This window comes from Actinomyces johnsonii (assembly GCF_006546835.1).
Lineage (GTDB): Bacteria > Actinomycetota > Actinomycetes > Actinomycetales > Actinomycetaceae > Actinomyces > Actinomyces johnsonii.
This window is the reverse complement of sequence record NZ_VICB01000025.1, coordinates 57,472-71,420: the sequence shown is the minus strand read 5'-3', so window position 1 is coordinate 71,420 and position 13,949 is coordinate 57,472. Positions and strand designations below refer to the sequence as shown.

Below are 13,949 nucleotides of genomic sequence, written 5' to 3'. Positions count from 1 at the left end.
AATGATCGTTCCTAGATACTTCGAGGACCTCGGTGTCCTCCACGAGCACACGCTTCCGCCGCGCGCCTACTACGTGCCCGCATCCCGTCCCATCGCCACCAGCCCCTGGAGGCGGGAGGACTCCGACCGCTTCCATCTGCTCAGTGGCGAGTGGGCCTTCCGCTACCTGCCCAGCATCCACGAGCTGACCGAGGCCTTCTGGGAGCAGGAAGCCCCCGAGAGCGCCGGCGACGACCAAGACCCCGATTCCGCCCGCGTCCCGGAGGGCTTCACCCGGATCCAGGTGCCCAGCACCTGGCAGCACCTGGGCTACGACCACCATCAGTACACCAACGTGCGCTACCCCATCCCCTTCGATCCGCCCCACGTCCCCCAGGACAACCCCTGCGGCGCCTACATCCGCGACTTCGAGTACACCCCGGACGCCGCCGCCCCCAGCACCTATCTGACCTTCGAGGGTGTGGACTCCTGCTTCTACGTGTGGCTCAACGGCACCTATGTCGGCTACAGCCAGGTCTCCCACGCCTCCGCCGAGTTCGACGTCACCGAGCTCGTCCGCCCCGGTGCCAACCGCCTGGCGGTCTTGGTCCTCAAGTGGTGCGACGGCACCTACCTGGAGGACCAAGACAAGTTCCGCACCAGCGGCATCTTCCGCGACGTCTACCTCCTGAGCCGCCCCGCCGCTGTCCTGTTCGATTACGCCACCACCACCTCGCTCGGTCCGGTGGTCGGCACCGGGTTCGACGCTGGTCCGGCCACCGCCCTGGTCAAGATCCAGGGCGCTTACCGGGGCGGGGCCGTCCCCACCTCCGTCGAGCTCGTGGACCACGACGGCACGGTCGTGGCCGCCGGCGACTTGGAACCCTTCGCCGGCGACGACGGCTACACCCACCGGATCCGCCTAACCCTTGACGCCCCCTACCTGTGGAGCGCCGAGAACCCCTACCTCTACACCCTGGTCATCACCACCCCCGACGAGGTCATCACCGACCGGGTCGGCATCCGCGAGATCGAGACGAGCGACGCCGTCGTCCGCCTCAACGGCCGGCCCATCACCCTGCGGGGCGTCAACCGGCACGACTCCGACCCGACCACCGGGCCCGTCGTCGACCTGGAGCACATGCAGTGGGACCTGCGTCTGATGAAGGAGCACAACATCAACGCAGTGCGCAGCTCCCACTACCCCAACGACCCGCGCTTCTACCAGCTGTGCGACGAGCACGGCTTCTATGTCATGTCTGAGGCTGACAACGAGAGCCACGGCACCCAGAGCCGCTTCCTGGCCGACCCCTCCTGGGACAACCAGGTCGAGCACTGGAACGAGCCCATCGCCGACAACCCCGAGTGGACCGAGGCCACCGTCGACCGCATGAAACTGTGCGTCCACCGCGAGAAGAACCGCCCCAGCGTCATCTCCTGGTCTGCAGGAAACGAGTGCTCCTACGGCTGCACCCTCGAAGCGGCCCTCATGTGGGCCAAGGACTTCGACCCCACGCGGCTGACCCACTACGAGAGCTCCTACTACCGCGACTCCAAGCGCCGCTACGACTACTCCTGCATCGACCTGTACAGCCGCATGTACCCGGCCATCGAGGAGATCCGCCACTACCTGGATTCCGACCCGGACAAGCCCTTCATCCTCGTGGAGTACTGCCATGCCATGGGCAACGGGCCCGGCGACCTCGAGGACTACTGGGAGATCATCCGGGCAGATGAGCGCATGTGCGGCGGCTTCGTGTGGGAATGGTGCGACCACGCGGTGACCGCCGGAACCAGTGACGACGGCCGGCCGATCCACCTCTACGGCGGCGACCACGACGAGGCCGTCCACGACGGCAATTTCTGCGTCGACGGCCTCGTCTCGCCCGACCGCGTCCCCCACCCCGGCCTGGCCGAGCTCAAGAACGTCCAGCGCCCTGCCCGCGTCCTCGAGTACGACCAGGACGAGGGCCTGCTGACCATCCACAACGACCTCGACCACACCGACATGTCCCAGTACCTGCGCATCTCCTACGAGGTTCGGTGCGACGGCGTTGTCGTGGACCGCCAGGACCTCGACCTCCTCGAGCCCGTCCCGCCGCACACAAGCGTCATGCTGCGCTGCGAACCGAGCGTCCCGCCCACCGGACGCTGCCACCTGCTGGTCACCTACCGGCTCGCCCGCCCCGACTCGCTGCTGGCCGCCGGGCACGTCCTGGGCTTCGACGAGATCCCGCTGCGCAACGCCGACAGGCGTCACCGGTGGGTCGCGGCGCTCGCCGGCCGCCCCATCGGGGAGACCCACCTACCGGTCAAGCGCGAGGGCACCCGAGTCGAGGTTGAGGCCGCGGGCCTGCGCTGCGCCATCGACACGCGCACCGGCCTGCCCGTATCCCTGGCTGCGGAGGGCCGCGAGCTCCTGGACCGGCCGGTCGAGCTCAACATCTGGCGGGCGCCCACCGACAACGACCGCCACGTGCGCCTGGAATGGGAGCGCGCCCACTACCACCAGGCCGCGGCCCGCGCCTACGGCGTCGACGTCGACGAGGAGCCCGGTCGCGTCACCATCAGTGCCGACGTCGGCCTCGTGGCGCCCTCGGTCCAGCCCGCCTTGCGCGGACGACTCATCTGGACCCTCACCGACGACGGCGTCCTGAGCCTGAGCCTGCGACTGCGCCGGACGCTGGGCTTCCCCAGCCTGCCGCGCCTGGGACTGCGTCTCTTCCTGCCCGAGGTCATGAACCAGGTCGACTACTACGGCCTGGGCCCGCAAGAGAGTTACATCGACAAGCACCGCGCCAGCCACCACGGGGCCTTCAGTGCCGACGTCGTCGACCTCCACGAGGACTACATCCGGCCCCAGGAGAACGGCAGCCACGCCGACTGCAACAAGGTGATTGTCTCCGGGGACGGCCTGAGCCTGGCCGTTGTCGGGCCGACCCCCTTCTCCTTCAACGCCTCCCGCTACACGCAGGAGGAGCTGGCCGCGCGGCACCGCAACACCGATCTGACGCCGTCGGGCAGCACGGTCCTGTGCCTGGACGCCGCGATGGCCGGCATCGGATCCAACAGCTGCGGGCCCGCCCTGCGGCCCCGCTACCAGGTCGACGGCCAGGAGCTGGGGATGGAGCTCCATCTCCTGCTCAACACCCTTACCCACACCAGTAGTCACAATGAGGTGAAACCATGAGCAGCGAGTCTGCCGGTAAGAAGGCCGGCGCCCCCACCGCAGGAACCGGGCTCGAAGCGGCCAGCGAGAGAAAGTACCTGAAGTGGTACAACAAGGTGGGCTACGGCTCGGGCGACGTGGCCGGCAACGTCGTCTATGTGCTCCTGTCCGCCTTCGTCATGATCTACCTGACGGACACCGCCGGGCTCAACGCGGGCGTCGTCGGCACGCTCATGATGTTCTCCCGACTCTTCGACGGCTTCTCCGACATCATCTTCGGGGCGCTGCTAGACCGCACCAACACGCGGATGGGTAAGGCCCGCCCGTGGATGTTGTGGGGGTTCGTGGGCTGCGCCGCCATGCTCATCGCGATCTTCGCGATCCCCACGAGCCTGGGGGATACCGCCAAGTACGCCTGGTTCTTCATCGCCTACACGCTGCTCAACGCCGTCTTCTTCACGGCCAACAACATCGCTTACTCCTCGCTGACCGCACTCATCACCCGCAATGGCTCCGAGCGCGTGCAGATGGGCTCCATCCGCTTCATGTTCGCCTTCGGGACGAACCTGCTCATCCAGAGCGTCACCGTGGGCGGTGTGGCCCTGTTCGGCGGCGGCGCCGTCGGGTGGCGGACGATGGCGATCATCTACGCGCTGCTCGGCCTGGCGGTCAACACGCTCTCAGTGCTCTCGGTTAAGGAGCTGCCGCCCGAGGAGCTCGAGGGTGAGGGGGAGCCCCAGGAGGACAAGCTCTCGGTGGGGGAGTCGGCCAAGATGCTTGTGTCTAACAAGTACTACCTCATCATCCTCATTGTCTTCCTGCTCACCCAGATCTTCACGGCCATGCTCAACATGGGCATCTACTTCATGAAGTACGTCCTGGGGGACGCGGACCTGCTGAAGACTTTCTCCTGGGCCATCAACATCCCGCTCATGATCGGGCTCCTCATTACGCCGCTGGTGGTGCGCCGCTTCGGGGGCATGTACCGGATCAACGTCGTCGGCTATGTCATCGCGACCCTTGGGCGGCTCGGGGTACTCGTGGCGGCTTACATGAACAGCCTCCCGCTCATGCTGATCCTCTCCGGGGTCGCGGCCCTGGGTATGAGCTCGCTGCAGGGCACGCTCAACGCCCTCATCGCCGAGGCCTCGGAGCACACCTGGCTGCGCACCGGTAAGCGCATTGACGGGCTCATGTTCTCCTGCACGTCGCTCGGCGTGAAGGTGGGCGGCGGCCTCGGCACCGCTCTCTCCGGCTGGCTGTTGGCCGCCTCCGGGTACGACGGGGACCTCAAGGTCCAGCCGGAGTCCGCCATCCAGATGATCTACATCATGTACGTGTGGTTGCCGCTCGTGGCCAACGCGCTCATCCTCTTCCTGCTCACGCGGCTCGACGTCGAGAAGGTCAACACCCGACTCAAGGAGGAGGCCGATGCGCGGGCTGAGATGGAGGCCGGCGGGGAGGCCGGGGGCGCCGTCGCCAGTGAGGGCGGCGCTGATGACCTCGACGCCGTCGAGAGCCTGGGTACCGCGGCCGGCATCGAGGAGGACGACGGCTCGGTGAGTTGAGGCTGTGCGAGCCGCTTGACTCACGGGTGGGGGCAAGACGGGGTGAAGCGGACGGTGACGCCATTGCCCCCATCCGTGTTCCGGGGGCGGTGTGCGGGCGGGTTCCACCTGCCTACACACCGCCCTTCCCCGACGGAGTCAGCGCGCAGCGGTGGAACTATCTGCTGTTGGGGTTGATCTAGCGGAGGCTGTCGAAGCGCGCGGAGTTGCTGTCGATGAGGAGCTAGCCGAGGATGTCGCGGTGACGGCTGCCCGGCGTGGGAACTCAGGTCTGGTCGGCGTCGAGCCAGCTGGTGATGTAGTTTCACGCATCCGCAGGTTTCAGAGGGTTTGTGGTCATTCGTGGATGGGTGATGATGCGCTGGAACGCCATCAGCGATGCCTACGGCAGCCCTACGCGTTCGACGCCGTTCATCGCCCATCCAACCCTTCCCCGACGACTGGGAATTAGTCACCAGACCCCTTGATAGACTTCAACCAGAGATGAACACCAGCGACTACCTGCTGGGAATCAGTCACCAGACCCCTTGATAGACTTCGGTAGGATCGGAGCATGAAGGAAACCATGCTGGGAATCAGTCACCAGACCCCTTGATAGACTTCACAGAGTTGGTCAGTAGCCGACGGCCTGGCTGGGAATCAGTCACCAGACCCCTTGATAGACTTCTGACAAAGCGGGACCCGTTCATCACCCAGCTGGGAATCAGTCACCAGACCCCTTGATAGACTTCAGCGTTTTCCGGTGGGGGTGTTGGTGAGGCTGGGAATCAGTCACCAGACCCCTTGATAGACTTCACGGCGTCAACGTCAGCACCGTCCTTGCGCTGGGAATCAGTCACCAGACCCCTTGATAGACTTCCCGTCACGCGTCTGGAGCCCCCGTTCTTGCTGGGAATCAGTCACCAGACCCCTTGATAGACTTCAGGAGGTCCGCTTCTCGATCCTGCCGCGGCTGGGAATCAGTCACCAGACCCCTTGATAGACTTCAAGAAGCCATAGCCGTCACTGCCCATAAGCTGGGAATCAGTCACCAGACCCCTTGATAGACTTCAGGACAACGAGCCCCTCTTCCTCGGCCTGCTGGGAATCAGTCACCAGACCCCTTGATAGACTTCTGGACTCGGCGGTCCCCACGACGATGGAGCTGGGAATCAGTCACCAGACCCCTTGATAGACTTCTGACCAACTGGCCCGACAAGCCCTTCATGCTGGGAATCAGTCACCAGACCCCTTGATAGACTTCTGAACTCCTCGGCGGTGATCTCGCCCTTGCTGGGAATCAGTCACCAGACCCCTTGATAGACTTCGTTAGGAGTTTCAGCGGGAGGGTCCCGCGCTGGGAATCAGTCACCAGACCCCTTGATAGACTTCCGTCGATTTCATCGGACGAGGCTTTGCGGCTGGGAATCAGTCACCAGACCCCTTGATAGACTTCGACATCGAGGCCCTGAAGGCACCAAGAAGCTGGGAATCAGTCACCAGACCCCTTGATAGACTTCATATGACGGCCACCCACCACAAGGAGTGGCTGGGAATCAGTCACCAGACCCCTTGATAGACTTCAGCCGCCCGCATGGAGCAGGTGACCGTTGCTGGGAATCAGTCACCAGACCCCTTGATAGACTTCTAAAACGTCTATCAAGGGGGTCTGACCAGCACAAACACCTCGCTAGAGGTTAGAAGATCATGAGCTGCTGGGGCTCCGGCTCGGCCTGGACGGGCTCTTCGTTGCGGAAACAGAGCGCGTGCGACCATTCGCGATCGGTGACATACAGGATTCTCACCTCGCCGCCACGAGGCAGGTTGCTCCGGATCGTGCCCGCTCTGCGGGGCTCCCCGGCCACGGTCGGGGAGTAGCGGACATAGACGCTGTACTGCGCCATCCAGAAGCCTTCATCCAGGAGAAGATGGCGGAAGCGAGTCGCCTCCTTGCGCTGCTTCTTCGTCGCCACCGGCAGATCGAACATGACCACGCACCACACCGGATCATCCGCCATCAGGACTTGCGCCTCGGACCGGTCCAGGATGGGACATCCAAACGGGCTCGGTCCCCTTCGCAGTACTGACCCAAGTGCTGAGCCAGCTCCTCCAAGACGGTCGGGAGCGTGGCGCCGTCCTCACGGAAGGGCTGCTGCACCGAGGCAACCAGAACCTGCTTCACCTGCCGCTCAGCGGGACTCGCATCAGGATCCAGATGCAGCACGGCATCATCCACTGCCGGACGGAAGGGCTCGATGATGTCATCCACTAGATTGAACATATTGCCGCGCCCATGGTGGAACAGGCCGAGCGTCGGGGTGAGCCCGGCGCTCACCACCGCCCGGATCCCATGAGCGCGCAGGACCGCATAGCCGTAGTTCAAGCAGCTGTTGCGGTGATCCTCCGCCTCCGGGCGCCGGAGAAAATCACCCTCGAAGGCGAACAGGCGGGACCAGTACAGGCGAGCAGCATGGGCCTCGACATTCTCCGGGTCACCCGAGCGCACCGAACGTGCCATCTCTTTGAGCCGGGCTGCCGCAGGACGATCCTTCTGGAGCAGGACAGTCGCCTGCCCCAGCACCTTCGCCCTCACCAGGCGCCCCCACGCATTCTTCCTCCGTGGCTCAGAGAGCTGCGACTGCGCCAGCTGTCTGGCCCCAACGCGACCATGCTCATGCCACGGATAGGCGGCGCCCTCGGGGACACCCCGCCAGTCGCAGAACATTACGACGACGTCAGCGCCCAGTAGTCGATGCACGACAGCCGTCGAGAAGCTCACGTGGGGGCCCATGAGGACGACTGCTACGTCCGCCGTCGGGATCCGATGCTCACCGCCGTCGTCCTGGTGGACGCAGATCGCCCCACGATCCGAGGTGATGCGCCCCTCCAGCGACGAGCAGTCAATGATGCGCCAGGCCGTGTCCATCGGCGCCCCTCACTCGATGGTCCACGATGTGGGGAGGCCCGATCTGCTGGAGCTGCGAACACGGCCGAGTGCATCCCGGCGGATTACTCGCGGATGAGTAGCTGCCACTTGGTTGATCGCTGGAAGCCACCCGGGAATCGACAACGTCTTACTGATTGCCTCGCTGGGGTCGATGAGCCCCTCCGCTGCTAGGTAAGCGGGGCGTAGTCGGAGTTGTCGGTCGTTATAGAACCCTCTAATGCGCCATCTTGTTGTGCCAGGGTACTCGCTTAGGAAATCTGCGATCTGCCCAGTTTTGAAGGAGTCGATGTCGATCTCCAGCTCGTCACCTACCACGACCCATCCCAGATAGGTGGCGTTGCCCGCAGCGATGGCCTGGCGAAGCTTCGGCTCCGCGCACCTCATGCTGATTGACTGAGGCGGAACCACTGCGGAGAAGAGATCGTCGTGTCGTTGACTGAGCAGGTCGTGAGTGAAGACGCGGAGCATCGCGTAGACAGGCTTCTTCCCCTCGATGCGGTAGATGCGGGCGTGGTGGATCGTTGACCCGATCTCCGCGTAGCCGCCGCGCACCGCGATGGCTCCGAAAGGCTTCTCCTTGGCGTCATTGCCGGGCTTCTTGGCGAAGATCTGAATATGGTCATTGGAGGTCAGCTCTTGCCCGTGAACTCTGATAAAGCGGTCCTCCCTCGCGGGAAGGCCGTTCTTCTCGTCGAAGTCCTTCTCCCGAGTAAGCGCACACCACAATGCGGGGGAGCAGGCCCTATCGACCTGATTGGCCGTTAAGCCGTCGCCCAGCCGAGGAATGGCGTACTTCCGGATCGTGTCATCATGGGCGTTACCGCTACCGAGGCGCAGGCGAAGGTTCTCGACGACGTGAACCTCATCGGCTGTCAGCTTTGCGTTGAATAACTCCGTGAGGCGGAGCATGTGGTTGCGCCATGTCTCGAAGTGCTCTCGCGCCCCCACGGTCAAGCCCGTGTACTGCTTCCAGGTCTCTTCCTGTCCCGTGAGACGCTGTGCCCAGCGAAGACTCGACCGTTCTGCCAGGGTCTTGGCGACACTTCGCTCCATGAGGGCAACAACGCTGGCGTCCACGGCGTGGTGCCGGCGGTCAATGCGATCCTTGCGTCCCTTCTCGCCGATCAGATTGATCCGCGAGTCGATGCCCGTCGCCTTGCGTGCGGCCGCGGTGACGGAGCCGCGGTAGACCATGACGTCAGTGTCGGGGTAGGTAGCGGCAATGCGGTGGCGGAGCTCGTTGGCCATCCAGGCCACGGACTCCATGCTGCGCGCATCGATCTCCGGATCCTCCTGGGTACGCTGAAGACGGGCGATGACCTCTTTCTTGAGGCGCTTCAACTCACCAGATGTCATACCACCGGGACGGTTGCGCCACCCGCGCACTCGCTCAACGGCTTTCTTCACCCCTACATCAGGGATCCCACAGGTTTGCGCCCACACTGCGAACGGGGTGTTCGACTTCGAACGGTTGCAGCGCTCGCAGACGGCCACGAGATTCTCGCGGTGGTTATTCGATCCCGTTCCGGCCTGCGGAACGATATGATCCAGCTGAGAGGTGTGGTAGCCGATTGTTCCCCCGCAGTACAGGCAGGCAGAGTCCTGCAATGTGATGGCATGATGGCGCATGACATCGCCCGGACGTACATGTCCCTCCACACCGTAAGACTGCTGAATGTCCTTGATCGCGCGTTGGTTTACCTCGTAGCGACGGTTGTTCGCCCGGTCCCGTTCCCGCGCCGCACGCTCGCTGGCGAATCCATCGCGAACATGCTCCACCTGAATGACTTCGGGCTTGCCCCACACATTTTCAACCGCGGCAAGATACCGGGCAACGACCTTGAGAGTCCGATCGACTGACGGGTTGCCCACCGGGGCACCCACGGGTTCGGCTGGAGGGGTCCATGAGTCATCGACGCCGAAGAGCTGCTTACGCGCCTCATGAAGATCATCTGTCGTCGCCAGCATGTGATCGCTGAGGGCTGTCAAGGACTCCCGCGAATATGCCGCACGGCCGGCTGGGAGGTGAAGGGAATCGAGCTTGGCCTGGTCCTCCTCCGGCAGGTCGGCGATGACCTCGGCGCACTCCGAGTCCTCAAGCCCCTCATAGAGGTAACGGACCATGGCACCTTGCCTCTCGGCGTCGGCCTTCGCCCACCAGGTCTTCAGTAGGCTGATCTTGGTCTTGCGCATGATCTGGTCGGTGACGTTGACAGGAGGCTGCGCGGCCGACCGCTCACCATCCGCGGTGAGCGTCGCAGTACCTCGCAGAGCCTGGCGGGAGATCCCCAGCTTCTCGGCCACATCAACCCAGCTCAGGTCCTCTCGCGGGTCCTCCAGGAGGAAGGTGACGACCTGACGGCGCTCGTCAGCCGTCAGCGGCCGATCCCTGTTTCCGGCCTCGCTGATACGGAGATTGGCCACGATGGAGATGATCCGGAACCGCTGGAACTCAGGGTCGCACTTCGGTGCGCGCCGGAAGGAGCCCTGACCGGGAAGCGGGTCGGGAGCCACGAGAGACACGGCTGATCCTCTCGGGGACTCCGCCTTGAAGACGGCTCGCAGCAGCTGCTTGCAGACATCGGGGGAGATGCCCTGGCGGGCGCAGATCTTCCGGATCTCGTTGGCGTTGTCGCTCTGATGCAGCTTGCCGAGAATGCCGTCGGGGCCACGCATGGTGATGCGCTGAGTCAGTGCCACCTGGGCCATCGCCTGGCCGGGGGTGATGTCGTCGTCGAGAAGTACGCCCGGGCCCTTCATGATGCGCTCACGTAGCGCCTCCATGAACGGGGAGTCCTCTGCGGGCGACAACAGCGACTCGACCTTCGAGTACGGGTTACGCCACCCCCGGTGCCGTGCAATATGGCGTACCGCCATGGAGATCGCCGGACCGCGCAGCTCCTCGGGCAGCGTCTCCTCAACCAGCTGGGCGCGCACTCTCCATACCAGGTACGGGTCAGTCTGCCCACCCAGATCCGGAATCGGGAAGCCCAGGTCAAGCAGCACCTTGTCGAGCTGCTGGAGTCGCTTGCGTCGACGCCGCAGCAGACGCCGGGTGCGCCGGGCGACGCCGGAGATCTCCTTGCGAGTCGAGGCGGTTTTCTTTCCGTCCTCGCCGATCCCGGAATCATGGATGAGCGATAGTGCTGAGAGGAGCTCGATGGGGGTCCCCTGGTCGTCAACCCGCAGCGTTGCGAGTCCGACGGAATGGGTGCCGACGTCGATCCCCACGCGAAGGTGGTGAGCAGACATGAGAAATACATATCACAGCCGGAGTGCCTTGAGAATGCGACAAAAGAACTGCCCGATCTCGACGTGAGATCGGGCAGTTGGACCGGCAAGCCGGTGGAGCATTCAACCCCGCAAACACGGCGGGGCTTACTGGGAATCAGTCCTGCTAAGGCTAGCACGATCCGGATGGATTCTGACCCCAAGAGAGTCATGTTCTGCAGATGATTCGATGACGAATGGTCTAGGAGCACTGTGGCAACTGCACGAATCTCAGGTTGTTCTGGCAGCGAGTGACCCGCACTGCTCGAACCCCGGACCCTCGTGCAATACGGGTGGTGGGTGGGCATGATGGGCCCATGCGCGACCTGAATGACCTCACCCGTCCCACTGTCCCTTCCAGTGCCATCCAGGAGCGCATGGCCGCCGAGACCGAGGAGCGCCGCGGCGTCGTTGGCCCACCGACGGCCCTGCCCGACGACGCCGGCGCCCCCTCCGACCTGCGCGCCGCCCTGGGCGAGGCCGTCGCCGAGCTGGCCCCGCAGATCGTTGAGCTCTCCCATGACATCCACGACCACCCCGAGACCGGTTTCGAGGAGCACCATGCCGTGGCCACGGTCGCCGCACTCCTGCGCCGCCACGGCATCGAGCCCGAGGTCGGCGTCTACGGCATGGACACCGCCCTGCGCGCGGAGGTCTCTGGCTCCCCAGTACAGGCAGGTGCCTCCGGCCGGCCGGTCGGCACCATCGCGATCCTCGCCGAGTACGACGCCCTCCCCGGCATCGGCCACGGCTGCGGCCACAACGTCATGTGCGCCAACTCCGTGGGCGCCTTCCTCGCCCTGGCCGCCCTGGCCCGCTCTCACCCCGGCGCCTTGCCCGGCCGCGTCGTCCTGCAGACCACGCCCGCCGAGGAGAACTCGACCGCCAAGGAGATCCTCTCCGTGCGCGGCATGCTCGACGGCGTCGACGCCGCCATCCAAACCCACTCCTACGCCCACGACGTCACCCACCAGACCTGGCTCGGGGTACGCCGCCTGGAGGTCGTCTTCCACGGCGTGCCGGCCCACGCCGCCTCCCAGCCCTTCATGGGCCGCAATGCCCTGGACGCCGCCACCCTGGCCCTGACCGGCATCGGCCTGCTGCGCCAGCAGATGCTCCCCATGGACCGCCTCCACGCCATCATCACCGACGGCGGCCAGGTCCCCAACATCATCCCCGAACGCACCGAGCTGTCCATCATGGTGCGCTCCAAGTACCTCGAGACCCTCAAGGAGATCGCCGAGCGGGTCGAGGAGGTCCTCCACGGCGCCGCCCTCATGACCGGAACCGGCGTCGAGATCCTTACCTCGGAGTACTGCAACGAGGTCCCCGTCCGGGACAACGGCCCCCTGCTCACCTCCTGGGCGCGCTCCCAACGCGAGCGCGGCCGCGACCCCTTGGCCCCCGGGGTTCTGCCCGAGACGATCGCCGCCGGCACCGACTTCGGCAACGTCTCCCAGCGCGTGCCCGGCATCCACCCGCTCATCAAAGTCACCGACCGGCCCGACGTCGCCCTCCACACCCGTGCCATGACCGAGGCCGCCGGCGGCCCCACCGGGGACGCGGCCGCGCTCGACGGCGCCTACGGGCTGGCCGCCGTCGCCCTGGACTGGCTCCACGACGCCGACCTGCGCCGAGCCGTGCGCGCAGACTTCGAGGCCACCGGCGGGGCGATCGACGTCGCCGGCTTCTGGGAGGAATAAGCGGGGGGACTGCACCGCTGGGCATGCAGCCGGAGCGGGCGGCCCTCAAACCCGCCCGACCGACCCGCCCTCAGGCCGCCGGACGGCGGATGAGCAGCGCCCCGGGGTCGATGCGCACCCGCATGCCCCGCGTGGGCGCCAGCAGATCCCCGTCGACCTCCACCAGCGCCGGCGCCGAGAGCTGGACGGTCACCTCCCCGCCGCGCCGCAGCACCACCCGGCCCAGCGAGCGGCCGGACTCGGAATAGCGCGCCGCGTAGGGCGGCAGCACCTGGCGCGCCAGGGAGCTCCACCCGGCCAGACCGGCAACCGTATCGATGGCGGCGACGTCGAGCAGACCGTCATCGGTGCGGGCCTCGGGCAGCAGAGTGATCCCCGCCGGCAGGCGACCTCCGTTGGCCACCAGCAGGTTGCGGGCGGTCAAACGTTCCACGCGTCGCTCGCCGGTGTCATCGAGAAGGCTGAGAACCAGGTCCATGCGCGGTGATCCCAGGTTCTCCATGGCCGCCAGGGCGTAAGCTCCCCAGCCGACCCTCGCCTTGAGGGCCGGGCGCGTGGAGGCCACCAGCCCGGCATCGAAGCCGATCCCGGCCACCACCATGCAGGCGTGCTCGTCGCCGAGCGTGGGCCGGGCCCACTGACGGGTACGCCGGGTCGCCCTCTGGACCGTGCGCACCGCCCGGGCCGCCTCGGCCGATAGCCGCGGCGGGTCTGCCGCCTCGACGCCGTCCGCCGGATCGACCGGGTCGGCCGGAGGGGGGCGAGTCGGCTCGGCGGCCGTGGCTCCGCCCAGGACCTCCGCCTGTCCGGCGGTTCTGGGCGTCCCGGTCCGGTCTAGTCCGACGTCGGACTCGGGCAGGGGCTCGGTCCTCACCCAGGCCAGGTCGGCGGGCAGGTCGGCCCCGCGGGCAGCCGCCCGGACCGCGGCCCGCGGGTCGCCGACGGGTACCCCGAGGTTGCGGGCCGCCAGGTTCGCGGTGCCCAGGGGGACGATGCTCATCTGGGCGCCGCTGCGTGCCAGGCCCGCCGCCACCGCGCGCACGGTTCCGTCGCCGCCGGCGGCCACCACGAGCCGAGCCCCTGCGCCCAGGGCCAGGCGCGTCTGCATGGTGCCGGGCTCGGAGATGCTCGTCTCGAGCCAGACGGGTCCGGCGTAGCCCGCCTCGCGCAGCTCGCGCTCCAGCAGGCCCCGCACCGCGGCGGTGGCGCGCGGCTTGGAGGGGTTGACGACGACGCAGGCCAGTGGCTGCCCGGTGCGCGTCGTCGCCCGGGCCCCGCCGTCGGTGAAGCCGGTCATAGGGGCAGGTTAACCGTCCGCGCGGCCCCGGTCACTG

Annotated in this window: 7 protein-coding genes and 1 CRISPR repeat array; of the genes, 3 read left to right on the top strand and 4 right to left on the bottom strand. The window is 66.0% G+C overall.

Going from position 1 to position 13,949, the window contains the following annotated elements; translation table 11 throughout:
• Nucleotide 1: 1 nt before the first annotated feature.
• Together FK256_RS13395 and FK256_RS13390 are read left to right on the top strand one after the other, a co-directional pair.
• Nucleotides 2-3,169 carry a glycoside hydrolase family 2 TIM barrel-domain containing protein gene (locus FK256_RS13395; RefSeq protein WP_141425087.1) on the top strand — a complete coding sequence of 1,056 codons (3,168 nt, stop codon included), beginning with the start codon at nucleotides 2-4 and terminating at the stop codon, nucleotides 3,167-3,169.
• Nucleotides 3,166-4,716, top strand: a complete 1,551-nt coding sequence (locus FK256_RS13390) for an MFS transporter (protein WP_141425086.1) — start codon at nucleotides 3,166-3,168, stop codon at nucleotides 4,714-4,716. Before FK256_RS13395 ends, FK256_RS13390 begins: the two co-directional genes overlap by 4 nt.
• Before the next feature lie 439 nt (nucleotides 4,717-5,155).
• A CRISPR array of direct repeats spans nucleotides 5,156-6,343; the repeat unit is 36 nt; unit sequence GCTGGGAATCAGTCACCAGACCCCTTGATAGACTTC.
• Nucleotides 6,344-6,392: 49 nt separating this feature from the next.
• On the opposite strand, the gene cas2 is transcribed toward FK256_RS13390, so the two are convergent.
• From cas2 to cas9, 3 genes are read right to left on the bottom strand one after another with little or no spacing between them, the layout of a single operon-like run.
• A complete protein-coding gene (gene cas2, locus FK256_RS13385) occupies nucleotides 6,393-6,713 on the bottom strand; it encodes a CRISPR-associated endonuclease Cas2 (RefSeq protein WP_141425085.1) in 321 nt (106 codons plus the stop codon).
• Nucleotides 6,713-7,621, bottom strand: coding sequence for a type II CRISPR-associated endonuclease Cas1 (cas1, locus tag FK256_RS13380; RefSeq protein WP_141425084.1), 909 nt, complete (start codon nucleotides 7,619-7,621; stop codon nucleotides 6,713-6,715). Before cas1 ends, cas2 begins: the two co-directional genes overlap by 1 nt.
• 9 nt (nucleotides 7,622-7,630) lie before the next feature.
• On the bottom strand, nucleotides 7,631-10,894 hold the full coding sequence (gene cas9 / locus FK256_RS13375) for a type II CRISPR RNA-guided endonuclease Cas9 (protein ID WP_141425083.1): 3,264 nt from the start codon (nucleotides 10,892-10,894) through the stop codon (nucleotides 7,631-7,633).
• Between the two features lie 335 nt (nucleotides 10,895-11,229).
• Between cas9 and FK256_RS13370 the strand changes: the two genes are divergently transcribed.
• A complete protein-coding gene (locus FK256_RS13370; protein ID WP_141425082.1) occupies nucleotides 11,230-12,615 on the top strand; it encodes an amidohydrolase in 1,386 nt (461 codons plus the stop codon).
• A 70-nt stretch (nucleotides 12,616-12,685) separates the two neighbouring features.
• On the opposite strand, the gene FK256_RS13365 is transcribed toward FK256_RS13370, so the two are convergent.
• Nucleotides 12,686-13,912, bottom strand: a complete 1,227-nt coding sequence (locus tag FK256_RS13365; RefSeq protein WP_141425081.1) for a diacylglycerol/lipid kinase family protein — start codon at nucleotides 13,910-13,912, stop codon at nucleotides 12,686-12,688.
• Nucleotides 13,913-13,949 lie beyond the last annotated feature (37 nt).